The following is a 22,919-nucleotide window of genomic DNA, read 5'->3' as shown; positions in this document are numbered from 1 at the left end:
CATGCGCGAAGCCATCGTCCGCCTGCACGACTGGGACCTGGCGTCCCTCGAACTCGACGCCGTCGTCGACGTGCTCAGAGCCGCCGGCCTGCAAGACGTCGCAGAGCTCGACTCCGAGGGCGTCCACCAGGTCCGCGTCGCGGAGCCGATCCCCGCCGCGGAACTGGAGCGACTGGACGCGATCGAATGGTGGGAAGCGGTCGACGAGTCGCAGTCCGGAGCCACGTACCTCTGGAAGGCTCGGGCGTCGCCCTGCGACGAAGCCTGTCCGCTGGACGAACACAGCACCGCCTACGAGATCTCGGCTGTCCGCGAGCGGGGCTTCGACCTCACGCTCGTCGGTTCGCACGACGAGATCGGCCGGAGCATCGAGCGGATGCTCGGAGCCGGCGTGAACGTCGATCTCGAACGGCTGTCGGAGCTCCGCGGACCGACGTCGACGATGGACCGCCTGACCGATCGCCAGCGCGAGGTGCTCCGGACTGCCCACTCCCTCGGGTACTACGACGTTCCCCGCCGGACTTCGACCGAGGACCTCGCCGAGGAACTCAATCTCGAGCCTTCGACGGTGTCGGAACACCTCCAGCGCGCCGAGCGCAACCTCGTGGACGACGTGCTTGTTCCGGGCGAGTGACCGACGTAGTCGGTGCCGACCCTCCCGATAGCGCCGCGAACTCCGCAAAAACGGACCTGGTCTGCTCGGAGCAACCGACTCGGGCGACGAGGCCGCCGATGCGCTCGGAGGCTCACACCATGCCACCCGACGACGAACGCGCGTCTCGCCGGCACCGGGACCCACTTTCATCATGCCCTCCCTCCAACTGTAGACTACGAACGTACGGCTTCCCCGGTGAGATGAAAATGGGTGCCTCGCCAGCGTCGGCGGAAACCTCAGTTTCGACGGACGTCGCGATCGTCGGGGCGGGAATCGCGGGTACCGCCCTCGCGTACCTCCTCGCGCGGAGCGGCGTCGACGTCGTGCTCGCGGAGCGCCACACCGACCTCTCGCGCGAGTTCCGCGGGTTCGGGTTTCAACCGCTCGCTCTGCAGTACTTCGACCGGATGGACCTGCTCGAGAAGGTGTACGCGCTCGATCCCGTGCGGATCCGGCGGCCTCACGTCCACGCGTTCGGGAAGCGCTACGCGATCGCCGATCTCTCGACGTACTCCGATATCTACGACCACGTGGTGTTCATGGAACAGCCGCCTCTCCTGCGACTGCTCATCGACGAGGCCGAGCACTACGCCACCTTCGAGTACCGCGACGGGACGCCCGTCACCGGGCTTCTGACCGAGCGGGACCGGATCGTCGGCGTCCGGGCCACGGATCGGGCGACTACCCGGGGGCTCGACGTCCGCGCGGACGTCGTCGTGGCCGCCGACGGCCGATACTCGACGGTCCGCGACGAGCTGGGACTCGGTGCGAACCGCTTCGAGTCCGACGTGGAACTCGTCTGGGTCAAGCTCCCCGATTCGACCGCCGCGGAGCCAGTGGACGTCTACATCAACGAACACGGCGTCCTCGCCAACTTCGGACTCCCGGGCGGCGAGGTCCAGCTCGGACTCCCCATCGAGGCGGGAACGTACCCCGACATCCGGGCGCAGGGGCCCGACGCGTTCGCGGCCCGACTCGCGGCGATCGCTCCCGGGTACCGGGAGACGATCGAGACTCACTTCACCGGCTTCGAGCAGTGCTCGCTCCTGCGGATCGCCCCGGGGATCACCGAGAACTGGACGCGGGACGGCCTCGTCCTGATCGGTGACGCGGCCCACGTCGCCTCGCCGTTCGGCGGCCAGGGGAACCTCATGGCCCTCAAAGACGCGGTCGCACTCCATCCAATTCTGGCGGACGCTCTCGCAGAGCGCGACGAGGGCACTCCCCTCTCCGAAGGCGCGCTTCGCGGGTTCGAGCGCACGCGCCGCCCACAGGTCGAAGCGACCGTCCGCCTGCAGCGACGGATGGGCGGCGGTATCGGGTGGATCGCACGCAACAGCGACGCACTCCCGCCGACAGCGTTTCGACTCCTGTTCCGGGCGCTGTTCACGCTGGGCGAGCCGATCATGCGAGATACCGTCCGGCACATGTTGTTCGGCGACGACCCGCCATCGGTAGCGCGGTCGTACTTCGCCGCGGCGCCGGAATCGTGCGAGTAACTGCCGCCTGGAACCCCGACGAGCGGCATTCAGCCGCTGATCGCTTGCTGTCGGACGAACAGGTCGAGTATCGGCGTGTGTTCGACGACGCCGTTCCGGAGCCGACGCAGCGGTTCGGACTCCACGAACGTGACTGCGGCTTCGACGCGCGCTTTCCGCTTCTCCCGTTCGACGGGCTTCCTGCGCCGCGCTTCGAAGCGGTCGAGCGCCGTCGAGACGCGCTCGGGCCGCGTCGTCGCGAGTTCCTGGGCGAGGACCCGAGCGTCCTGCAGGGCGAGCGACGCTCCCATCCCGGCGATCGGGTGGAGCGCGTGGGCGGCGTCGCCGACGAGCGCGACCCGGTCGGTCCGCCACCGCTCGCAGGTGACCTCGCGCACGCGGTCGAAGAACGGCTCCTCGTCAGTCTCCTCCAGGAGCGCCGGGCGCTGCCAGTCGACGGCGTCGGCCAGCGTCCGCAACTCGTCGAGTGCCGGCGGCTCCGGCGCGCTCTCGAGACGGGCGGCGAGGTTGACGCCGACGCGGTCGCCGACACGAGCGACGAAGCCCTCGCTGCCCGGCCCCCAGACGCTGACCATGTCTCCCCCGACATCGACGTCCTCCTCGACCCACAGCGACCAGACGTAGGTGTCGAGATCCCTGAGGGTCCACTCGGTGAAACACTGCTCGCGAACGGTCGAGTGGATCCCGTCCGCGCCGACGACGAGATCGAACGTCTCGGTCCGCCCGTCGTCGAAGGTGACGTCGACCCCGCCGCGTCGCTCTCTGATACGTGCGGGCGTCGTTCCCATCCGAATCCAGTCCGCCGGAACCGCCGTTCGAAGCGCCGCGTGGAGGTCGGCGCGATGGACGGCGAGCAGTAGCGTCCGGTCGGGCGGGATCGTCGTTTGCCTGAGGCGTTCGCCCCCGGTCGCGCGGATCTCGATTCGGTTCGGGTCGGCCGCTCGCTGCCGGACCGCCCCGAGACAGTCGAGCTCGTCCAGCACGGCGAGCCCGTCCGACCAGAGCCCGATGCCGTACCCGCTCGATCGCCACTCGGTCGCCTGCTCGACCACAGTGGGCTCGCACCCCTGTCGGGCCAGATACCCGGCGAGCCCGAGGCCGGCGATACCCCCGCCGACGATCAGCACGTCGAGGGTTGCGGAACGCGTCATGGATGAATGTCTAGCGGGTCCCCGTGAGCGTCTCGTAGCGACGGCTGTACTGGCTGTCCCGCGACGAGTCGAACCGCCAGCTGTTCGCTACCATCGTTCACCGTTTACTTTCTACCACAGACGGTAAAAAGCGGGTTTGTCTTCGTAAATCGTCGTCGGTGGGTTGCACCCTCCCCACGCGTACTCGCTCGTATCGCCGCTTCGCCGTATCGCCGCTTCGTCGTATCGCCGTTCCGTCGCGAACTACCGACCGCGGCCGCAGAGATGGACCGTCCGTTCGTCGAACGACCGGCCCGGACACGACCCGACCGTGACGACGCTCCCCGAGGGCAGGACGTGACGTACCTTCTCACCCGAGATCCGAGCGCTCGAACCGCCGGTACCCCAGCACGACCGGGAACACGCCCCACGCGAGCAACACGACGATCGAGAACCACTCCTGGAGGTAGAACGGGACGTCGCCGGCCAGCCGGTTCGCGAGCTCGAGCCGCTCGGGGGTCGCCGGCACGTCCTCGACGGGGAACTCGGGGACTGCGCTCACCTCCTCGTCGAGCACGGCGCTCGCGAGGACGCGGAACGCCTCCAGCGGGTTGAGCCGCTTCAGCAGGACGTACCACCGATCGGCGCGGAGCCCCGGCAGGGAGCCGGTGACCGCGTAGTACAGTCCCGCGGCGACGGGCTTCCAGAAGAACACCATCGCCACGAACGATCCGACGGTCAGCGTCATCGCCTGCCCGCGCGACGCCGCGGCGGCCGAGCCGCCGACGGCCAGGCCAGTGAAGGTTAGCCCGACCAGCACGCCGGCGCCCACGAATCCGGCGAACGCCGAGACGTCGGGGACGCCGTACAGCGCGACGACGAGCACGCTGCCGACGGCGTAGCCGACGGTGAGCGCCGTCGCGGTGACGCTGAGTCGACCGACGAGTTTCCCGACGACGACGTCGCGCCGGGAGAACGGGTAGCTCAGCAGGACGCGCAGGCTCCCCGACCGGCGCTCGCCGACGACGGCCATGTAGCCGGCCACCAGCGCGATGCCCGGGACGAACAGCTGCGCCAGCATCGCGACGCCCGACAGCGCCTTGGCGGGCGTGACGGTCACGGTTTCGGGAAACAGCTGCTCGGCGACGGGGAGCGACATCGCCAGGAACGCGACGAACACGGCGATGAACCCCCAGAGCATCTTCGAGCGCGCGGCGTCCGCGAAGTCCTTGCGAGCGAGGCTGGCCCAGGTTGCCGTCATGCGACCACCTCCCGCGCCTCGGGGGCGTCGTCCTCGCCGCCGTCCCGCTCTTGCCCCGTCGTGTAGGCGGTGAACACGTCCTCCAGCGATGGCTCGTCCGAATCGACGTCGAGCACCTCGACGCCGCGGTTCACGAGCCGTGCGACGACGGCCGCTTTCGCGCGCGGATCGTCGGTCGTCACCCGAAGCTCACGTCCGGCCCGGGCGACGGACGCGACGCCGTCGATCTCGCTCACGTCGACGGGGATGTCGGTCGCGACGCGGAGCCGGAGTTCGGACCCGGCGCCGACCGTCTCCCGGAGGCTCTCGACGTCGTCGACGGCGACGAGTCGGCCCTCCGAGAGGATCCCGACGCGGTCGCAGACCGCCTCCACCTCGCCGAGGATGTGACTGGAAAAGAAGACCGTCGTCCCGTCGGCGGCCTCCTCCCGGACGATGTTACGCATCCGGCGGATCCCGTGCGGATCCAGCCCCGACGACGGTTCGTCGAGGAGCAGGAGGTCCGGATCGCCGACCAGAACCATCCCCAGGGCGAGTCGCTGTTGCATCCCCTTGGAGTATCCGCCGACGGTCCGCGCGGCGTCCGCGGTCGAGAGCCCGATCCGATCGAGGATCGCGTCCGCGTCGTCGTCGGCGTCCTTCCAGTCGACGGCGAATTCGAGGTGGCGGCGCCCGGTGAGCCGGTCGTACAGATCGAGTCCCTCGGGGAGGACGCCGATATGACGTCGGAGTTCCTCGGACTCCGCGTGAACGTCGCGCCCGAGGATCGTCGCGGTCCCCTCGGTGGGCCGGACGTAGTCCAGGAGCATGTCGATGGTCGTGGACTTGCCGGCGCCGTTGAGACCGAGAAAGCCGAACACCTCTCCGGACTCGATCTGCACGTCGAGTCCGTCGACCGCGAGCACGCGCCGCTCGCCGGTGCCGTACCGCTTCGTCAGGTTGTCCGTTTCGAGTACCGTCATCGCCGATTCGTGCTGTACAACGCCGTCCCCCGACTGAACCCTTGATCCGGAGATGCTGGGATGATTTAAGAGTGCGACCGTCACATCCCGAATCCGAAAGCGAGCGGAGGCGCTGACTCCCCCGCCCCACGAGCGATCGATCCCCTCCCGTTACTCGCCAGGGTCCCGACGAGCGATCGTGACCGTATAGAGGCCACCGAGGAACTGTTCTCGCCGGCCGACGGTGAGGCTCGTATCGGCGAGCATCGGTTCGAGCGGGCGGTTGAGATCCGCAAACAGGAGACGGGCGATCGGATTGGCGATTCGCCTGGCGAACGACGGGTCGCCGTCCTCCGGGCCGAACTTGTCGTAGATCGAAACGCGACCATCCGGCGTCAGGACGCGCTCGGTTTCGGCGACCACGGCTGCGGGATCGGGGACCACCGAGAGGACGAGGTGCAGCAGGACCGCATCGAACGACCCCTCGGTAAACGGTACGTTGTGCGCGTCCGCGATTCCGACGGCGACGTCACGATCTAGAGCGGTCCCACGAGTTGCAGTCCGTCGGACCATCCGGGATGTCAGATCGATCGCCGTCACCGATACCGACTCCGGAAGGTACTCGAGATCCATTCCGGTTCCGCAGCCGAGAATCAGGATCCGACTGTCCAGGCTCGGATCGAGTCGCTCGATCGCCCGCTTTCGACCCCGTTCCAGCGGCCGCGCCACCGTGTCGTAGATCGGCGCGTACAGCCGGTACCGAACCCGGTTCCAGCGGTTCGTTAGCGCCATAGTCGAGGCCCGTTTTACTATCAAAATTAGACCATATAAAGATTCCAGCCGTATCGTACACGTCCGGGCGCCGCTCGACTCGAGGGTCGAATAACTGCACCTGTGACTGAATTGGTTGAGGTGGTGTCCCTGGGCGCCGACGGGCCCGTTCTCATCGTCGGATCCGTGTACTTACTGCGATCTCACCACCAGACTATTGCACCTATTGCAACTATTGTAACTTTTTCACCTATTGCGCATGGGTGGTTTTGGATCGGAGTAGCGTGGGGGCGTTGCTGGTTAGGCGGCTTGGCAGACGAGGGAAGAGAGTTCTGACTCGAGAACCGACTGGAGTCCTACTATCAGACGGGTATCTCCGAAAAAACACTAGTTCAGACGATTCACCGACTCGCCGCTACGCTCTACGAGGAGATTGTGGAGGAGACTAAGATACGAGAATGTTTCTGCGAGTAGCTGCCGAAACGTCGGTAAGTGGCTACGAGGCACTTCCTACTGGGAACTCGGCTCATCCTTCGATGGGTTTTCACCAGTAGAGCGGTAGTATACGCAGTATGAGCCAATTCGATCGGACCGCCGGCTCCGAGCCGGACGCGGACACGGATTCGGACTCCGAGAGCGACGCTGCGCCCGCCGCCCGGACCGAATCGGAGCTGCTCCCCGCGGACGTCTTCTCGACGCTCGGGAACGACACCCGCGTCGATATTCTCCGGGCGCTGCTCGAACTCGGCGCGGACGACCACCCCGTGAGTTTCACCGCCCTCTTCGATCAGGTCGACATCGACGACAGCGCGAACTTCAGCTACCACCTCCGCCAGCTCACCGGCCACTTCGTCAAGCAGAGCGACGACGGGTACGAGTTCCGCTACCCCGGCCGAAAGGTCGTCAGCTCGATCTTCACCGGCGCCCTCACGGAACGCGCGCAGCTCGGCTTCTTCCCCGTCGAAGGGTCGTGCTACGCGTGCGACGGCGAGCTCCACGGCTGGTACGTCGACGACACCCTCTCGATCGGCTGCGTCGACTGCGGCGCCGTCCAGGTGAGCTACCCGTTCCCGTCCGGCGGGCTCGACGACCGATCGACCGACGACCTCCTCGAGGCGTTCCATCACTACGTTCGCCACCACTACTGCCTGGCTGCCGACGGCGTCTGCCCCGAGTGCACCGGCGCCGTCGAGACGAGTCTCGTTCGCGATCCCGCGGATGCCGACCTCGACGTCGGCGTCGAGCACGTCTGCCAGCGCTGCCAGTACAGCCTCCAGTCGACGGTCGGCGTCACGCTGCTGGACCACTCCGACACGCTCGTCTTTTACGCGAACCGCGGCGTCGATCTGAACACCGAGCCGTTCTGGCAGTTCGACTGGTGCGTCAGCGACGAGTACACGACCGTCGTCTCGGAGGAGCCGCTTCGCGTCCGGCTGTCGCTGCCCTGCGGGGACGACAAGCTGGACGTGCTGATCGACGAGACCGTCTCCGTGATCGAGACGACTGTTCGCGAGCGGGCGGACCGGCAGTAGTTGCGTATAGCTGACGAGCGCGCAACGAGACAAGTACTACAGAATCACTGTTTGCATTTAGGGCCGCCATATTCAATTACTGGGGGGACGTAGAGCGGGTACGTGCATGAGAGACGCCGAAATAGAGGATGCGGCGCCTGGCGAACTCGTCTCCTACGGGAGAGAGTCGTACTACAGGCCCGCTCCGCTGCCCCCTTCGCGTGACCTCGCGGTAGACGCGGACTTCTACGATCTGATCGCCGACGCCACGTTCTGGCTCGGCAAGCTCAGCGGCATCAGCCTCGAACTCGATTTCCCGCCCGTTCTCTACACGTCGCTCCTCCGGAAGGAGGCGATGGAGTCTGCCGAGATCGAAGGCGCCGACGTCGACTACAACGCGCTCTACAGCCTCGAAACCCGCGCACTCGACGAGGGTGCGGACGGTCGTTCCGCCGAGTCCGTGCCGAGCGGAACGGGGATGAAGGATACGCAGGAAGTCCTCAACTACGAGCGGGCCGTCGAAAACGGCATCGACGCCATCGACGCCGGCGAGGAACTCTCCGTCGATCTTCTTCACGACCTCCACGAGACCCTCCTCGCGGACGTCTCGGACGACCGCGTCGACACCGACACGATCGGCGCCTACAAGACGGTGCCCAACCACCTCGGGGACTTTCTCCCGCCGGTACCGGATGCGGTCGACGGGCTGATGGACGCGCTGATGACGTACTATCGAACCGGCGGGAGCTATCACGCGCTCGTCGACATCGCCCTGTTTCACTACCAGTTCGAGACGATCCACCCGTACGGCGACGGGAACGGGCGACTCGGCCGCCTTCTCATTACGCTCCAGCTGTACGACGGCGGCCTTCTCGAACGGCCGAACCTCTACCTCAGCGAGTACTTCAACCGGAACAAGGCCTCGTACGTGGACCGAATGGAGGCGGTACGCACCCGCGGCGACTGGGAGGGCTGGCTCTCGTTCTTCGTGAAGGGAGTCGCCCAGCAAGCCGAGGAGTCCGTCGACCGCACCCTCGCGCTCGATGAGCTGCGGCGTCGCTACGAGAACGAGTACGGCGGCGTCCGGTACGCGAAAAACCGTCTGGCGTGCAAGCTGTTTGAGCAGCCCTACGTGACGACCAACACGGTCGCGGATATGCTCGACATCGAGCGGTCCACGGCGTACCGGGCGATCGACGCGCTGGAAGACGACGGCGTCTTGGAGGAAGTCACGGGGAAAGACCGTAATCAGGAGTATCGCGCGAAGGAAATCTTCGAGATTCTCGAACGGCCGCCCCAGACGTACTGAGTACTCGTTTTTCCTGTCCTGTGTCGTTGTTTCTGCAACTGCCTGCGATGGGATGTCTCAGCGTTGTTCCAACCGTCCGCTTTTTGTACGATAACTATAATTAGACCGTTATGAAGTGTGAGAGAGCATGTCACTGAGTGATGCCCACAGACCGGCGACCCGACGCGAGCGGTACCGGTTGATGACTGATGCCGCTACCCGGCCGTTTGCGGCCGGTGCTATCGCCGTTCCACTGGTACTTCCCATCTTGGGATATCTGTCAAACGACGTCCGAATCATGTTCACGGTCCACCTCTTCCTTGGTGCGTTCTGGTTCGGAACTGCGGTACTCGGAGCGGTCGTCCTTGGCCCCGTCATGGGGAGTCTCTCCGAGGAAGCAAATGCCGAGTTCGCCGAAGGGTTCGTCCCGAAGATGAATCTTCTCATGGAACCGGTTTCAGTCGGTACAATCGGATCGGGGATCGGCCTCGCCAGTATGATGCGACTGTGGGCCTCTCCATCACCGACCCTGTTGGCGGCGCTCGCTATCGCTATCGCACTGCTCATCCTCGGATTCGGTCCCCTACATACGTTTACAGCCGGGATGTTCGATGAGATCGCTGCCGAAGATACTGACCACGAGCGACTGGCGGCCCTGAATAAAAAATACGGAATGCTGAGCCTGGTCGAACTCGTGCTCATGATCGCCATCGTCATCACGATGTCCGGTCTCCGCTGGGGATTCTAGCGTTCGCCCGAATTCCCCTACTCACGTACGTAGGAACGTACCTGTGGAGGTATACTAGAACGCACTCGGGGACGTACTTGAGCTGGTGATAGATCGTTGTGATATCGCGTCGTACGGGGACTGGTTTATAGTTGCGTGCCAGTCTCTGTTCAGCGTGGCGGTCGCGCCCCGCCGACAAGTTACGCCGTTTGTCGATGTGACCCGCTGTTAAGTCGGTGTGCGTACCATCCGATGTTCTCCAGTATGCCACCCGGAGCACACCGTCATCATACCTGCTTATGGAGCGGGGAGATGTCTCTCTCCTATGCCCGATTCGAGTGGCGACGAGTTCGACCCGACAGCACCGGACCAACGCGAGATCGGCCGCGAAATGGTTGACGACAGTACGGGACTCGGGTCGGTGATGGCCCACGCCTACCGCGGAGAGATTGACCGAGTGGGGACGTGGCGGCAGCGCCTCGACGAGACGACGAAGTGGGCGGTGACGCTGATGGCAGCAATCTTGACGTGGGCGTTTTCAAGTACTGACAACCCACACTATATCCTGCTGATCGGGGTTGTCGTCGTCACCATCTTTCTGGGTATCGAAGCACGGCGGTACCGGGACTACGACGTCTTTCGCTCTCGTACTCGAGTCATCCAAGAGAACCTGCTTGCAAACGCCCTCGATCCGTCCCAAGGCACTGAAGATCACGACTGGCGAGCGGAACTGAGCAGTGACTATCGCAGGCCGACGCTGAAAGTCTCATTCTACGAGGCACTCGCAAACCGGCTCCGGCGCGTGTACCTTGCGCTACTCGGTGTCCTCTTGGTCGCGTGGGTCTTCCGGATCACAGCGTTCGCACCGCGCCAAGACTGGCTGACAACCGCTGGAATCGCCCGTATCCCCGGGATTGTTGTGATTGTCGTTGTGGGTGTGTTCTACGTCGTACTGCTGGGCGCCACTTTCTGGCCCCATGAGCGCCATGCCAAGGGCGAATTCCGTGAAGGAGACCCGGACGACTGGAAAGAGACAGATCAATGAATCCGTTGTCTTTAACTGCTGCTCGAAAAACAAGAGTCCAACCCGCTCTACGACACTTTCAGCTCAGCACCGAAAAAACGACTGCGGTAGAATACCTCTCGGTTGCGTGTCCTACTCGAACTGCTCGACGGCCTGCTCGTAGCGACTGGACGGCTCGTCCCAGTCGACGACCTCGAAGAAGTTCTCGACGAACTCGCCGCGGGCGGGGCCGTAGTCGTGGTAGTAGGAGTGCTCCCAGACGTCCAGCGCGAGGATGGGGTGGCTGCCCCAGAGGGCGCCCTGGTCGTGCTTGTCGACGACGACGTTGCGGAGCTGGTTGCTGTGAGAGTCGTAGACCAGCAGCGCCCAGCCGCCGGCGGCGGACGCCGCGGCCTCGAACTCGCCCTTCCAGGCGTCGTAGGAGCCGAAGTCCTCCTCGATCCGGTCGGCGAGAGCGCCGCTGGGCTCGTCGCCGCCCTCGGGGCTCATCGACTGCCAGAAGAGGTCGTGCAGCACGTGGCCGCTCCCGTTGTGCGTGACGTTGCGGATCGCGCTCGCCGACGACGAGAAGTCGCCCTCCTCGCGGTTCTCGGCGAGCGTCTCCTCGGCGGCGTTCCAGCCGTTGACGTAGCCCTGGTGGTGGGTGTCGTGATGCCAGGTGAGTACCTGTTCGGAGATGTGCGGTTCCAGCGCGTCGTAGTCGTACGGCAGCGGCGGTAGTTCGTAATCGCTCATATCTACACGCTTGTATATAGTCGGCAACCATATGAACGTTCTCTGTAGGACGTTTTAGTAACATTCACGAAATATGGGATAGCGGTGAAATCGTAGTTCTGGTGGCTATATGGCGTCTCTGAATATGATTGGTTCTAATCTTGCCAATTAAGAGGTTCTGCGAGCAAGACGCTTATCAGTTCCAATCCCTCAGATCCACTATGTCATCTGACGAGGTGCGAGACGCCGTCGCCGAGCCCGTGGCCGGAGGAACGGTCCGCCACGGGCCCGGCGTGACGGCGAACCGGGCGTTCCCGACCGACAGCTATCCCAGCCATCTCGATCCGTTCGTCCTCTTCGAGCGCTTCGACATCGATCCGGACCAGGGCTTCCCGATGCATCCCCATCAGGGCTTCGAGATTGTTACCTACATGCTCGACGGCGGGATGGACCACGAAGACTCGCTCGGCGTCGAGCACACCGCCTACGAGGACGAGGCGATGCACATCGTCACCGGGGGCGGCATCGAACACTCCGAGTTCGCAGCCGACGGCGAGGCGTGCAACGGGCTCCAGCTCTGGGTGAATCTCCCGCGAGACCAGAAAGAAGCTGACCCGACGTACACCGATACGGACAGCGAAGCACTCCCCACGGAGGAACTCGACGGGGCGACCGTCACGACGGTCGTCGGGACGGGTTCGCCGATCGATCCCGTCACTCGGATGGAGTATCTGGACGTTCGCGTTACGGATGCCTGGACCTGGTCGTTCCCGGACGAGTGGGCGGGCTTCCTCTACGGCGTCGCCGGCGAGGGCACCGTCGACGGCAGTCGCTTTGGCGAGGGCGACGTGCTGCCGGTGGCGGGGTCGCGCGACGTCGAACTCCGAACCGATGGTTCGCTGCGAGCCGTCGCCGTCTCCGGGCGACCGCACGGGGAACCGATTCAACAGCAGGGGCCATTTGTTTTCTAGAGGCGATCTTACCAACGAATACGTCACGCACAGACCGGCAGGCGGACTCCATGCCCGAGAACTAACGAGTTAACTGGCGAGGACGCCGTCGACGGTCAGCTCGTCGAGGGCGGGGCACCGGCTACGCCGTGCGAACTCCCGCCGGACGACGACCTCGAAGCCGGTCAGGAGTACCCGTGTCCCGAAGCGAGCCGCGCGGTCACGATTCGCTACGAGTTCAGCGTCGACTCGAACGGCGTTCCGTTCCGAACGATCGACGGTACGCGGTCGTACATCGAGAACGAACCCCACCGATCCGTCGCGATGCGAGTCCACGAGCGAAAGAGCGGCGGGACGGTCAAAGTGACCGACGACGGCCATGCGCTGACCTACCTCGGCGAGTCGCTTCTGTTCGTCGCTTCGTGCCTTCGAAAGCGGACATCACGTACGAAGAATCTGGTTCGATCGTCGACCCGGTCGACGACGAACTCCTCTAACTGCCTCTCTGGCTTGGCGGCTACTGCAGGTATCCCAGGTAGCGTGGCTTAGCTGCCTTAGTTACCTATCTTAGCTATTGTACTGGTCTCCCTGCCATGCGATCCGCAACGCTCGGACACTTTCATTGGAGAATAGTCTCCTATTGTAGATGTTGTCGCTATTGTGTTGGCATAGCTGTTGTACTCGAGACAGTTCTGCACGTGCTCGCTCGCCCAGGTTCGTGGTTCGCGTTCTTCTATCGCAGATATTGCACCTATTCTGCCTATTGTAGTCTAGTAATCCCACTTCCCAGGCTCGATCTCTGTGGGCCAGCTGTTGATACATAGCACTGAATCAAACTATTGGAGCTATCTCACCTATTGTTGTCTGTCCCTCCCTGTCTCGCTGTTTCTCGGGTCTATTTCGTGGGCCGGTCCGGGATATGCCTACCTTAGCTACCTCACCTATTGCATCTATTTCGCCTTGTTCGCCTCTGGCTGCTATGATTGCACTGTGGAATATACGAGGTCTCTCTGAGAATATGTGCATATCGTAGCTACCTCAGCTATCGCACCTATTGTACCTTGTTCACCTCCGGAAGCTTTAGTACGTTTGCGGAATAGTTGCAAAGCGACCGAAGGTGCGGGAGCTACCTATCGTAGCTACCTCAGCTATCGCACCTATCGTAACTGGCCCAACTATGACAGCTACCGAACCACGCGCCGTCGACGTCGTGATCCTGAAAGGCGGCGTCGGCAAGTCGACGATCTCGATGAACCTCGCCCGCCAGCTCGCCGAACAGCACCGCGTGCTGTTCGCGGACCTCGACCCGAACGGCCACGCGACCAACGGCCTCGGCTTCGAGGACGCCTACCAGTCCGACATCAACGTCGGGGACGTCGTGCTCGACCAGGGCGACGCAACGCTGGACGACCTGATCCAGCGGACTGAGTTCGGGTTCGACCTGCTGCCATCGTCGAACACGCTCGAAGACGTCGAAAACGACCTGAAGGGCGCGATCCAGGGCTCCGCCCGCGTCAAATCCAACGTCGTCGACCCGCTGCTGGGTGACGTGTACGACTACATCGTGTTCGACAGCCCGGCGTACCCGGGGATGCTCAACAACAACGCGCTCGTCGCGACCGGCAACGTGATGATCCCGATCGCCCCCGGCTCGAGCGCGATCGGCGGGTACAAGCGCACGATGGAACGGCTCATCGCGCCGGCCCAGGAGTACATCGACATCGACGTCCTCGCGGTCGTCCCGAACCAGATCCAGGACCGGATCGACCAGCAGACCGAGGCGCGCGAACTTCTGGAGAATCTCAACACCGCCGAAACCACCGAGGGCAAGGTGCCGAACTTTGCCCGCATCACTGCCGAGGAGTTCGAACAGATCGATGCTGGCGAGACGGCACCGCCGAAACCGGGAATCCGGCACCGCGCGGCGCTCTCTCGGTCGCTGAAGTACAACCAGCCACTGCAGGACTACGATCCGGACAACGACCAGATCCAGCACTTCGAGGAACTCGCTGGGATCGTCGAGAACGGAGGGATCGAGCGATGAGCGGGAATCCCTTCGACGACCTTGACGGGCTCGACGACGATGCCGATGACGACGCCGAAAGCGAGGCGTCATCGAGCGATTCGCAGTCGGACAGCTCCTCGTCAGCGGACCCGGGTGTCCAGCGCGACGAACGGGAGCCGTCGCCGGCTGCTGACGACCTCTCGGGTTCCCAACCCTCGACCGGCGCCGACGGCGTCGACACGACCTCCGATCCCGCGAGTCCGAGCGACGGACCCGCGTTCCCGTACGACGAGGTGACACAGCGCCCCCTGTACGCTCGCGAGGCAGCGTGGAACGCCTTCGAGGACGCGCTCGAACTGGACGTCGAACGAACGCTTCGGGAGTACGACGTGCGCGACGCCGCCGGTCGGGAGCTCCACGACGCGGCGCTCCGCGTCGCCGCCGAGCATCCCGAGGAAATCGCAAAGCAGTTGCTCGAACTCCGGGGCATCGACGTAAACCAATAACCGCGATATGAAGCTCGACCGCCGGCAGTACCAGAGTTTCGGAGGGTAGGTCAGTTTTAGAGTACATTCATCCGAATCGGGGCACTGTCTAGCTACGGAATGAGCAGGTCGAAGATAGGCGTCTATGCCGCTCAGCGACCTGCTCAGGGAGAAATTCGCGACGGATGATCTTGAGTGTCGGCAGCGTGAGCGGACGCCGACGCTCGTCAGGGCGTTCGGCGTCCGCCTCACCGCTGCCGGCGTATCGATCAAGTAACAACCGCCGTGTGACGGTTACTCGGCGTGGATCGATCGCACAGAGCGATCTGGTAATGACTCACCGGCTGGCCGACAGCCCTGACGGATCCGCCGACGGCGACGCCGTCGCGGATCGCTTTCGACGAGTTGGCTGTCCAAATCAACGGTGTGCTCCACTGTCTCTATGCAACGATCGACACCGACACAACCCCCGCTGGGCGCTGAGCTCTTCGAACACTGCGAAACGGATGCCGCAGAGGCGTTTCTGCGCTCGCTCAACCGGAAATACGAGTTTGCAGACATCGTGTTTCTGGTCGATGGCTACGGCTATCTGACTGTCCTCGCACGCCTCGATCTCAGCGATCAGCTCGACTACTCCTTCCGAAACCATATCCAAAGTGGTCTTAGACCCCAGAATGCGGAGCGACCGCTTTCATGCGTCCTGGGTGGGCAGTCAGGCGAGCCCCCAAGCAGTAGCTCGCTGTCTTCCTCGACTATTATAATTGACAGCGTCTGCATCAGGCATCAACCACAGTACGCCGGCTGCGGAGGTACTACACTAGATAGTGCCACAGATAACCCGTGTTCGAGGACGACTACGAAAACGGGCCTGAGTACCTACTCAGCGACGGCAATCAGGACGAACGTCTCCGGTCGAACTGCCTCGTGCTCGATGCGGAACCCGTTCGCTTCCAGCGCCGCGGCCGCCTCGGCGGCGCTGAATCGCTCCTCGATCGGCGGGCCGTCATCGCCGGACCCGCTCGCCGCCCAGTCGACGATCGAGAGTCTACCGCCGTTCCTGAGCACGCGGCGAACCTCGGCTAGCGACTCGTCGCTCGCGAACTCGTGGTAGGTCATCGTCGAGAACGCGGCGTCGAGTGCGTCGTCGTCGAACGGGAGATCGCTCACGTCGGAGGTGACCAGCTCGACGTTGTCCGGGACGCCCTTCTCCCGATAGTGGTCGTGCATCTCCTCCTGGACGTCGACGGCGTAGACGCGTCCCGCGTGCGGAGCGACCTCGTCGGTGTAGAACCCGGTGCCGCTGCCGAGGTCGGCGACGGTGTCGTCGGCGCTCGGATCGACCGCCCACAGCAGCTCTTCGGCCGAGAGGAACCGGTAGCGGCGCTCGGGCTGTTCGAGCTTCTCGGCGCGGGTCGCGTCGAACGTGTGGTACCCCATCGTCAGAGCTCCTCGAAGGCTTCGTCGACCAGTTCGCCCGTCTCGGCGATGATGTCGCTCATCTCGTCGTCGTCCGGCGCCATGCCGACGAGTCGCGCGATGCGCATGATCGAAACGTGGTAGACGCGCTGCGTGCCCGGTTCTTCCTCCCAGACGACGACGTTACAGGGGAACAGCCCGCCCATTCGCTTATCGGTCGCATCGAGTGCGCGATCGGCCACCGACGGGTTGCACGCCCCCAGCACGTAGTAGGGATCGCGGTCGGCGTCGACCTTCTCGTTGAGCATCTCGGAGGGGGAAAACTCGACGGGGATGCCGAACCCGGCGTCGGTGAACGCTTCGCGGACGTGCTCGATGGCCTCCTCGTGGTCCATCTCCAGGGTCGTCTGCTGCGTTCCGATCTCGTCGGGGTCGATCTGCGCCGGATCGATTGGGAGCGTCATTCGTGTAGAATATTGTGCCGGCCAAGAAAAACTCTTTCGCCACAAGTCCGACGCGGTCGCCCGGCGAGCCCGCTCCCGATCCGATTCGAACGGCGTTCAGATCGTTCGGACGGTGGCGATCGCACGCCATCCGAGATTTGTAATGTATAGTATTGTGGCTTTCGTAAACATACTTATCCCTCTCGCGCCCCTACGTACCGCATGAATGGTTGAGCCGGTGAGCGAGCGCCTGCGACGGGAACTGCAGTGCGTCGACCTGCTCGTGTACTTCTACGGGATGAACGACCGCGACGTGAGCGCCTTCGTCCTGCTCGGCGAAGCTGATCAGGAACTGACGGTCGACGAGGTCGCCGAGCGTCTCGGTTGCGAACGGTCGACGGCGTACCGGTCGATATCGCGGCTGCTGGAGGCCGGCGTAGTCGTTCAGGAGCAGGTGAACTACGAGACGGGCGGCTACTACCACGTGTACCGTACCCGCGAGAGCGGCGAACTCGCCGACGAGATGCGGCGACTGCTCAACGACTGGTACGCGAACGTCGGTCAGCTCATCCAGGAGTTCGAGGACGCGTACGGTCGGGATACGGAAGATCGAGAGCACCGATCGCTACAGTCGCGCTCCTGAATCCCGCGGCGTTCGTGTATCGCAGCACAGTATTGTATGAGTTATGCAAAAGTACTAAGTCCGAGCGATCCGTACGGTCGGTCGATGGCCGAGGACATCGAGGAGATTCGGCAACAGAAGATGGAGGAACTCCGCAACCGCGCCGGAGAAGAAGAGGACGCCGGAACGGTCGACCGGAATCCGACCGATCCGGTGCCGATCAGCGGGAAAGCCGATCTGACCGAGACCGTCGACGAGCACGGCATCGTTCTGGTGGACTTTTACGCGGACTGGTGCGGGCCCTGTCAGATGCTCGAACCGGTCGTCGAGACGATCGCCGCCGAGACCGACGCGACCGTGGCGAAAGTCGATATCGACGCCAACCAGCAACTCGCCGCCGAGTACAACGTCCGGGGCGTCCCGACGCTACTCCTGTTCGCCGACGGACAGCCGGTCGAGCGTCTCGTCGGGATGCAAGAGGAAGCCCAGCTCCGCTCCGTGATCGAGCAGCACGCCTGATTCGACGGGCACATGACCGACGAAGCACCCGATACGGAGCGACACCTGCCGGACGACCGTTCACTCGTTGCCGTCGCGAACCGACTCGAATCGGTACTGAACGACGACCTCGGCGGGACGTTGGTCGGAATCGCCTTCTACGAGGACGGGGAGTACGACGTCGCCTACCGGGACGACGCGGCGTCGGCACGGTACACCGATTCGGACGTCCGGGCGATCATGACGAACATCCAGTTGGACGCGATCGGCGCCCCGGCGTACGAGGACCACCACGGAGAGCCGCTCCGCGGAACCGTCCGCGTGTACGACACGCTGGTCACTGTCGCGGTACCCGTCGCGGAAACGGCCGGTATCGTCGTCGTGTTGCGGAACGACGGGTCGCACGATCCGTACTCGGTGATCGAGACGGTCGAAACCGAGACAGCGTAGACTACTCGGACGGGGATCGTCCGGCGGACCACAAGCTCTATCAAACGGTGGAAAGAGGTATTGGGCAAAGATGGACGGAGAGGGCAATATCACGCGGCGGCGAGCGCTCCTCGCCGGCGGCGGGACGCTCGCGTTCGGCGGGGGCGTCGCGTACGTCGCGTCGCGGTCCGGCTCGGGCGGCGAACGCTACGTGCCGGCTACGTCCCACACCAGCGACGAGACGACCAGCTTCGGCGTCGAACTCACCGGTCGACCGATCGCGGGCGAACGCGACGCCCCGGTCGACATCTACTACTGGACGGACTACCTGTGCCCGTTCTGCAAAGAGTTCGAGACGGAGACGTTCCCCGAGATCGGTCGAAACTATATCGACGCCGGTGACGTCCGCCTCGTAGCGCTGTACATGCCGAACATCGGCCGGTACTCGACGCCGGCGGCGATCTGGGGACGGTGCGTGTGGTCGCAGGTGGCCGACGCCGAGCCGAGCGCGTTCTGGAACTGGCACTCGGCCGCCTTCGACGAGCAGCCCAACTCCGGGAAGGACTGGGCCGACGACGAGACGTTCGCGGAAGTGGCCGAACGGACCGACGGCGTGGACCGCTCGGCGGTCGAAACCTGTCGCGAAGAGCGCGGTGAATCGATCCGCGAGAGTATGGATCCCAACCTCGGCGTCGCTCACGAGGCGAGAATCCAGGGGACGCCGGGGTTCGTGATCTACAATCGAGAATCCGAAGCAGCGGTGAAGGCGGTCGGCGCCCAGCCCTACGAGAACTTCGCCGACGCTATCGATCAGGTGCTAGAGGCGTGAGCGGTACTCCCAGCGCCAGTGGTCGGGACTGGGCTCGCGATCTCCGCGACGCGCTCGTCTACCCGCTCACCTCGGACTTGCGGTTGCTGTCGGCCGCCGTCGCGACGGTCCTCACGTACGTCGTTCTGGTGTTGAGTTCCTTTCCGCAGTTTTCGATCCAGGTGCTGACGAACGATCCGACCGACGTCGTCTACGCGGTCACCGCGCTCACGCGCGAAGTGTACCTGAGCACGGGCTGGCTCGGGATCGGTCTCGTCGCCGCCTACGCGGTACTGACGGGCGTCGCGACGATCAACGCGCTGGCGCTGGTCCGCCGCGCGCGCCGCACGGGCGCGTCGACGATCGTCGGCGTTCTGCCGGGAGTGCTCGCGGCCGGCTGCGCGAGCTGCGGCGCGGGCGTGCTCGGTGCGCTGGGATTCGTCGGCGCGATGGCGGCGCTGCCGTTCGACGGCAACCTCCTTCGGGTCGGCGGGATCGCCCTGCTCCTCTTTTTCCTCGGTCGAGCGGGCGATCCCCAAACGTGTTCCATCGACGGGGGAGGGGACACATGACGTCGCTGCCGAACCGCCGCCTCCTGCGGAGCGCCGGCGTGAGCGTCGGCGTGGTCGTCCTGTTCGGGACGGTGACCGGCCTCCTGCCGAACCCGATCTACGTCCGGATGGTCGAACGGACCCCGGCGGACTACCTGTTTCTCGTCACGACCGCCGCCTTCGCCGGGGCGTTCGTCTACCAGCGGTCGCTGGCCGAGGAGCCGATCGGCGATCGGTTCGCCGCCGGCGGGCTCGTCGGCGGATTTCTCGCCTTCGGCTGTCCGATCTGTAACGTCGCGCTGCTCGCGCTGTTCAGCTCGTCGGCGCTCATGACGCACTTCGACCCGCTCCGACCGCTGCTCGGCGCCGTGAGCGTCGTCTTCTTCGCCGGGGTCCTGTACTACCAGCGCCGGCGGTGCGAGGTGTGCTGACCGTGCGATCGACGCCGTCGTCGACCCAAAAACACATGCGCCGAGGGGCTGAAGTGGGGAGCAACCGATGACAGGTTCGGACGCCGATCCCGTGGCTGATACGGGTTCCGAGACAGATGCGAACTCCGACGCGGCGTCGACGCCTCCGTGGGGAGTACTCGGTGCCGGCGGTGCGGTGAGTCTCTGTTGTCTCTTCGCGGCGCCGGCGGCCAACGGCGTCGCGGGGGGCGCAGCGGTCGGCGGGGCGACGGCCGCCGCGGGCGGGAGTCTCACGTTGATCGTGGTGACGGCGCTGACGGTCGGCCTCCTGGGCGCCGCGTTCCGGCTTCGCTCGTCGGGGCGTTCTTGCAACTCGTAGCGATCCGGTCGTCGTTCCGAATCGGTTCGCTCTTTCGCCGTTCGGTCGGACGCGCGATCCTCTCGCTCCAGTCGTTTATAATATTGTGGTCTTTGAGAAATACTTTTGATGCGGCCGGCCCAACTAGGGGGTATGAGTGAGACGTTCGTGGTCGTTGGCGGTGATGCGGCGGGATGAGCGCCGCTCTTCCGATCGAGTACGTCCGCGAGCACCGCGAGGAACTGGTCGAACTCGCCCTCGATCTGATCGAGGTCGATACGTCGAATCCGCCCGGCGACACGCGCGAGATCGTCGCCGAGATCGAGCAATTCCTCGATCCGCTTCCGGTCGAGATCGAGCGCTTCGCGATCGATCCGGCGAAGCCGAACCTCCTCGTTCGGGTTTCCGGCGAGGCGGATCGAACGCTGCTGTACAACGGCCATCTCGACACCGTGCCGTTCGACGCTGACGCGTGGACCCACGACCCGCTCGGCGAACGCGTCGACGACCGCGTCTACGGCCGCGGCGCGACCGACATGAAAGGCGCCGTGGCGTCGATGCTGCTCGCGATCCGGGCGTTCGCAGCGACCGACGCCGAACCGCCGGTCGACCTCCTGTTCGCCCTGGTGAGCGACGAGGAGGTCGGCGGCGACGCCGGCCTGCCCGCGCTGCTGGAGGCCGGACGCCTCGACGCGGACGCCTGCGTGATCGGCGAGCCGACCTGCGAGGCGGGCCGCCACTCCGTCACGGTCGCCGACCGGGGTAGCATCTGGCTGACGCTCGACGCCGTCGGCGAGGGTGCCCACGGCTCCCGTCCGGCGCTCGGCGTCAACGCGATCGACCGGCTCTACGGCGCCGTCGAGACGCTGCGGGAGCGATTCGGGACGCGCGAGCTCGACATCGACGCCGACGTCGAGCCGATCGTCGAGGAGTCGGTCGAGTACTACGGCCCGTCGATGGGCGAGGACGTCGCCCGCGACCTGTTCCGGTACCCCTCGATCAACCTCGGCGTCCTCGCGGGCGGCGACGCGATAAACAGCGTCCCGCAGTCGGCCCGCGCCGAGATCGACGTGCGACTGACCGCGGGCGTCAGGACCCCCGACGTGCTCTCGGAGATTCGGTCCTGCGTCGCCGACTGCGAGGGCATCACGATCGCCGACGTCTCCTGGAGCGTCGGCACCGCCGAACCGGCCGACAGCCCGCTCGTCGAGGCCGTCGCGTCGACGGCGGCGGACGTCACCGGCGACCGCGTCTACCGACGGAGCGCGACGGGCGGCGGCGACGCCAAGTCGCTCCGGAACGCCGGCGTCCCGACCGTCGAGTTCGCACTCGGGACCGACACCGTCCACGCCCCCGACGAGTACGTGTCGGTCGACGCGCTCGTCGACAACGCGGCGGTCTACGCGCGGCTTCCGGCGGCGTGGGCGTCTCAGACGGAGCGGTAGCAGCCCGCCGACGCGGAAGTTTCGTGGTGCGACGGATCGGTGTCCGACCGTCGAGCAAGACTTAGGTTTCTGTATTGTGTATTAGTGATTATGGAGCACAATATCGGCTCGGCCGACAGACAAACTCGGGTAGTTGTCGGTGCGATACTGGCAGCTGTCGGACTGGCGACGCTGGGCGGCCTGCTGGGGTTCGGTCCGACGGTCGGCGCCGTCGCGACGCTGCTGGGCGTCGTCCTCGTCGCTACGGGACTCGTCCGAATCTGTCTGCTGTACCGCCTGCTGGGTATCGATACCTCGGAGTCCCGATAGCGATGGAACGGTTCCAGAACACCGGTCAGCCCGACTGGGACTGGTGGGGCAAGCTCTGGCCGACGCCCGGCGCGACGCTCCGGAAACTCGGCGTCGAGGCGGGCGAGTCGGTCGCCGAAGTCGGCTGCGGCAGCGGCTACTTCGCACTGCCGGCCGCCCGGATCGTCGATCCCGAGCCGGTGTACGCGCTCGACCTCGACGAGAAACTACTGGACGAACTCGACCGGATCGCCGACCGGCAGGGCATCGAGAACGTCGTCCCGATCCACGGCGACGCCCGGAACCTGGCCTCGGTACTGCCCGAACGTGTCGATACGCTCGTGGTGGCAAACACGTTCCACGGCGTCGACGACCAGCCCGGACTCGTCGCGCAGGCGTTCGACGCGATCGATCCCGGCGGGCGTCTCGTCGTCGTCAACTGGCACGACCGTCCGCGTGAGACCACGACCGTTGCGGACGAACCGCGGGGCCCGCCGACGGAGCTTCGCATGACGCCCGAAGAAACCGAGGATGCCGTGCTCTCGGCGGCGGAGTTCGCGCTCGATCGGCAGGTCGACCTGCCGCCGTACCACTACGCGCTCTTGTTCGACCGGTAATCCGAGACCGCGTCGCGGCGGACGGCTCTATCGTCTGACGCTCGAACGTGCCGGCGGTCCCGGCGCTCTCAGA

General features: G+C 64.8%; 27 protein-coding genes and 1 pseudogene. 20 read left to right on the top strand and 8 right to left on the bottom strand.

Translation table 11 applies throughout. From position 1 onward, the window contains the following. Position 1: 1 nt before the first annotated feature. Together ABDZ81_RS16950 and ABDZ81_RS16945 are read left to right on the top strand one after the other, a co-directional pair. A complete protein-coding gene (locus ABDZ81_RS16950) occupies positions 2-634 on the top strand; it encodes a helix-turn-helix domain-containing protein (RefSeq protein WP_343775462.1) in 633 nt (210 codons plus the stop codon). 227 nt (positions 635-861) lie between these two features. After that, positions 862-2,154 (top strand): FAD-dependent oxidoreductase, encoded by a 1,293-nt coding sequence (locus ABDZ81_RS16945; protein ID WP_343775460.1) that lies wholly within the window; start codon positions 862-864, stop codon positions 2,152-2,154. A 29-nt stretch (positions 2,155-2,183) separates the two neighbouring features. Here the strand turns inward: ABDZ81_RS16945 and ABDZ81_RS16940 are convergent, their stop codons facing one another. The 4 genes from ABDZ81_RS16940 to ABDZ81_RS16925 form a co-directional block, all read right to left on the bottom strand. Further along, on the bottom strand, positions 2,184-3,305 hold the full coding sequence (locus ABDZ81_RS16940; protein WP_343775457.1) for an FAD-dependent oxidoreductase: 1,122 nt from the start codon (positions 3,303-3,305) through the stop codon (positions 2,184-2,186). Positions 3,306-3,654: 349 nt separating this feature from the next. Beyond that, positions 3,655-4,545 (bottom strand): ABC transporter permease subunit, encoded by an 891-nt coding sequence (locus ABDZ81_RS16935; protein WP_343775454.1) that lies wholly within the window; start codon positions 4,543-4,545, stop codon positions 3,655-3,657. After that, positions 4,542-5,507: an ABC transporter ATP-binding protein gene (locus tag ABDZ81_RS16930; protein ID WP_343775451.1), complete on the bottom strand. Its 966-nt coding sequence runs from the start codon at positions 5,505-5,507 to the stop codon at positions 4,542-4,544. Before ABDZ81_RS16930 ends, ABDZ81_RS16935 begins: the two co-directional genes overlap by 4 nt. A 150-nt stretch (positions 5,508-5,657) precedes the next feature. Further along, on the bottom strand, positions 5,658-6,278 hold the full coding sequence (locus ABDZ81_RS16925) for a class I SAM-dependent methyltransferase (RefSeq protein WP_343775448.1): 621 nt from the start codon (positions 6,276-6,278) through the stop codon (positions 5,658-5,660). A gap of 551 nt (positions 6,279-6,829) precedes the next feature. On the opposite strand from ABDZ81_RS16925, the gene ABDZ81_RS16920 reads away from it, so the two are divergent. The 4 genes from ABDZ81_RS16920 to ABDZ81_RS16905 all read left to right on the top strand — a co-directional run bounded on the left by ABDZ81_RS16920 (position 6,830) and on the right by ABDZ81_RS16905 (position 10,828). Further along, positions 6,830-7,789 carry an ArsR/SmtB family transcription factor gene (locus ABDZ81_RS16920; RefSeq protein WP_343775446.1) on the top strand — a complete coding sequence of 320 codons (960 nt, stop codon included), beginning with the start codon at positions 6,830-6,832 and terminating at the stop codon, positions 7,787-7,789. Positions 7,790-7,895: 106 nt separating this feature from the next. Continuing rightward, positions 7,896-9,077: a Fic family protein gene (locus ABDZ81_RS16915; protein WP_343775444.1), complete on the top strand. Its 1,182-nt coding sequence runs from the start codon at positions 7,896-7,898 to the stop codon at positions 9,075-9,077. 277 nt (positions 9,078-9,354) lie between these two features. Beyond that, positions 9,355-9,804 (top strand): hypothetical protein, encoded by a 450-nt coding sequence (locus ABDZ81_RS16910; RefSeq protein WP_343775442.1) that lies wholly within the window; start codon positions 9,355-9,357, stop codon positions 9,802-9,804. Positions 9,805-10,108: 304 nt separating this feature from the next. Beyond that, positions 10,109-10,828: a DUF2270 domain-containing protein gene (locus ABDZ81_RS16905; RefSeq protein WP_343775440.1), complete on the top strand. Its 720-nt coding sequence runs from the start codon at positions 10,109-10,111 to the stop codon at positions 10,826-10,828. Between the two features lie 111 nt (positions 10,829-10,939). Here the strand turns inward: ABDZ81_RS16905 and sod are convergent, their stop codons facing one another. Further along, positions 10,940-11,542, bottom strand: coding sequence for a superoxide dismutase (sod, locus tag ABDZ81_RS16900; RefSeq protein ID WP_343775438.1), 603 nt, complete (start codon positions 11,540-11,542; stop codon positions 10,940-10,942). A gap of 200 nt (positions 11,543-11,742) precedes the next feature. Here sod and ABDZ81_RS16895 point away from each other — a divergent pair, with 200 nt between their 5' ends. Beyond that, positions 11,743-12,492: a pirin family protein gene (locus ABDZ81_RS16895; protein WP_343775436.1), complete on the top strand. Its 750-nt coding sequence runs from the start codon at positions 11,743-11,745 to the stop codon at positions 12,490-12,492. Between the two features lie 69 nt (positions 12,493-12,561). Here ABDZ81_RS16895 and ABDZ81_RS16890 read toward each other — a convergent pair whose 3' ends face one another. After that, positions 12,562-12,852, bottom strand: coding sequence for a hypothetical protein (locus ABDZ81_RS16890; protein WP_343775434.1), 291 nt, complete (start codon positions 12,850-12,852; stop codon positions 12,562-12,564). A gap of 796 nt (positions 12,853-13,648) precedes the next feature. On the opposite strand from ABDZ81_RS16890, the gene ABDZ81_RS16885 reads away from it, so the two are divergent. The 3 genes and pseudogenes from ABDZ81_RS16885 to ABDZ81_RS16875 all read left to right on the top strand — a co-directional run bounded on the left by ABDZ81_RS16885 (position 13,649) and on the right by ABDZ81_RS16875 (position 15,726). Then, a complete protein-coding gene (locus tag ABDZ81_RS16885) occupies positions 13,649-14,515 on the top strand; it encodes a ParA family protein (RefSeq protein ID WP_343775432.1) in 867 nt (288 codons plus the stop codon). After that, entirely contained in the window at positions 14,512-14,982 is a 471-nt protein-coding gene (locus ABDZ81_RS16880) for a DUF7970 domain-containing protein (protein ID WP_343775430.1), read from the top strand. The genes ABDZ81_RS16885 and ABDZ81_RS16880 overlap by 4 nt, the downstream gene beginning before the upstream one ends. 124 nt (positions 14,983-15,106) lie before the next feature. Then, positions 15,107-15,726, top strand: a pseudogene (locus ABDZ81_RS16875) (transposase domain-containing protein). A 111-nt stretch (positions 15,727-15,837) separates the two neighbouring features. Here the strand turns inward: ABDZ81_RS16875 and ABDZ81_RS16870 are convergent. Both ABDZ81_RS16870 and ABDZ81_RS16865 read right to left on the bottom strand, forming a co-directional pair. Next, a complete protein-coding gene (locus ABDZ81_RS16870; protein WP_343775428.1) occupies positions 15,838-16,398 on the bottom strand; it encodes a class I SAM-dependent methyltransferase in 561 nt (186 codons plus the stop codon). 2 nt (positions 16,399-16,400) lie between these two features. Further along, positions 16,401-16,841 carry a DUF302 domain-containing protein gene (locus ABDZ81_RS16865; protein ID WP_343775425.1) on the bottom strand — a complete coding sequence of 147 codons (441 nt, stop codon included), beginning with the start codon at positions 16,839-16,841 and terminating at the stop codon, positions 16,401-16,403. 205 nt (positions 16,842-17,046) lie between these two features. Here ABDZ81_RS16865 and ABDZ81_RS16860 point away from each other — a divergent pair, with 205 nt between their 5' ends. The 10 genes from ABDZ81_RS16860 (at position 17,047) to ABDZ81_RS16815 (ending at position 22,846) form a co-directional block, all read left to right on the top strand. Further along, the gene (locus tag ABDZ81_RS16860) at positions 17,047-17,463 is read left to right on the top strand and encodes a helix-turn-helix domain-containing protein (protein WP_343775422.1); all 417 of its coding nucleotides are present in this window, start codon (positions 17,047-17,049) and stop codon (positions 17,461-17,463) included. A gap of 84 nt (positions 17,464-17,547) precedes the next feature. Next, positions 17,548-17,961 (top strand): thioredoxin, encoded by a 414-nt coding sequence (trxA, locus tag ABDZ81_RS16855; RefSeq protein WP_343775419.1) that lies wholly within the window; start codon positions 17,548-17,550, stop codon positions 17,959-17,961. A 12-nt stretch (positions 17,962-17,973) separates the two neighbouring features. Next, positions 17,974-18,390, top strand: a complete 417-nt coding sequence (locus ABDZ81_RS16850; RefSeq protein ID WP_343775417.1) for a DUF7522 family protein — start codon at positions 17,974-17,976, stop codon at positions 18,388-18,390. Between the two features lie 70 nt (positions 18,391-18,460). Beyond that, complete coding sequence (locus ABDZ81_RS16845) at positions 18,461-19,198, top strand: DsbA family protein (RefSeq protein ID WP_343775415.1); 738 nt, start codon at positions 18,461-18,463, stop codon at positions 19,196-19,198. Continuing rightward, on the top strand, positions 19,195-19,749 hold the full coding sequence (locus tag ABDZ81_RS16840; RefSeq protein ID WP_343775413.1) for a hypothetical protein: 555 nt from the start codon (positions 19,195-19,197) through the stop codon (positions 19,747-19,749). Before ABDZ81_RS16845 ends, ABDZ81_RS16840 begins: the two co-directional genes overlap by 4 nt. Further along, on the top strand, positions 19,746-20,159 hold the full coding sequence (locus ABDZ81_RS16835) for a hypothetical protein (protein WP_343775411.1): 414 nt from the start codon (positions 19,746-19,748) through the stop codon (positions 20,157-20,159). The genes ABDZ81_RS16840 and ABDZ81_RS16835 overlap by 4 nt, the downstream gene beginning before the upstream one ends. Positions 20,160-20,226: 67 nt before the next feature. Further along, positions 20,227-20,517 (top strand): hypothetical protein, encoded by a 291-nt coding sequence (locus tag ABDZ81_RS16830; RefSeq protein ID WP_343775409.1) that lies wholly within the window; start codon positions 20,227-20,229, stop codon positions 20,515-20,517. Positions 20,518-20,690: 173 nt separating this feature from the next. Further along, complete coding sequence (locus ABDZ81_RS16825; RefSeq protein WP_343775405.1) at positions 20,691-21,941, top strand: M20 family metallopeptidase; 1,251 nt, start codon at positions 20,691-20,693, stop codon at positions 21,939-21,941. 90 nt (positions 21,942-22,031) lie between these two features. Further along, positions 22,032-22,250 carry a YgaP family membrane protein gene (locus ABDZ81_RS16820; protein WP_343775402.1) on the top strand — a complete coding sequence of 73 codons (219 nt, stop codon included), beginning with the start codon at positions 22,032-22,034 and terminating at the stop codon, positions 22,248-22,250. 2 nt (positions 22,251-22,252) lie between these two features. After that, positions 22,253-22,846, top strand: coding sequence for a class I SAM-dependent methyltransferase (locus ABDZ81_RS16815; RefSeq protein ID WP_343775400.1), 594 nt, complete (start codon positions 22,253-22,255; stop codon positions 22,844-22,846). Positions 22,847-22,919: the final 73 nt, after the last annotated feature.

This window comes from Natronoarchaeum mannanilyticum (genome assembly GCF_039522665.1).
GTDB lineage: Archaea > Halobacteriota > Halobacteria > Halobacteriales > Natronoarchaeaceae > Natronoarchaeum > Natronoarchaeum mannanilyticum.
The sequence above is the reverse complement of the archived record's forward strand: the minus strand, read 5'-3'. Positions and strand labels throughout refer to the sequence as shown.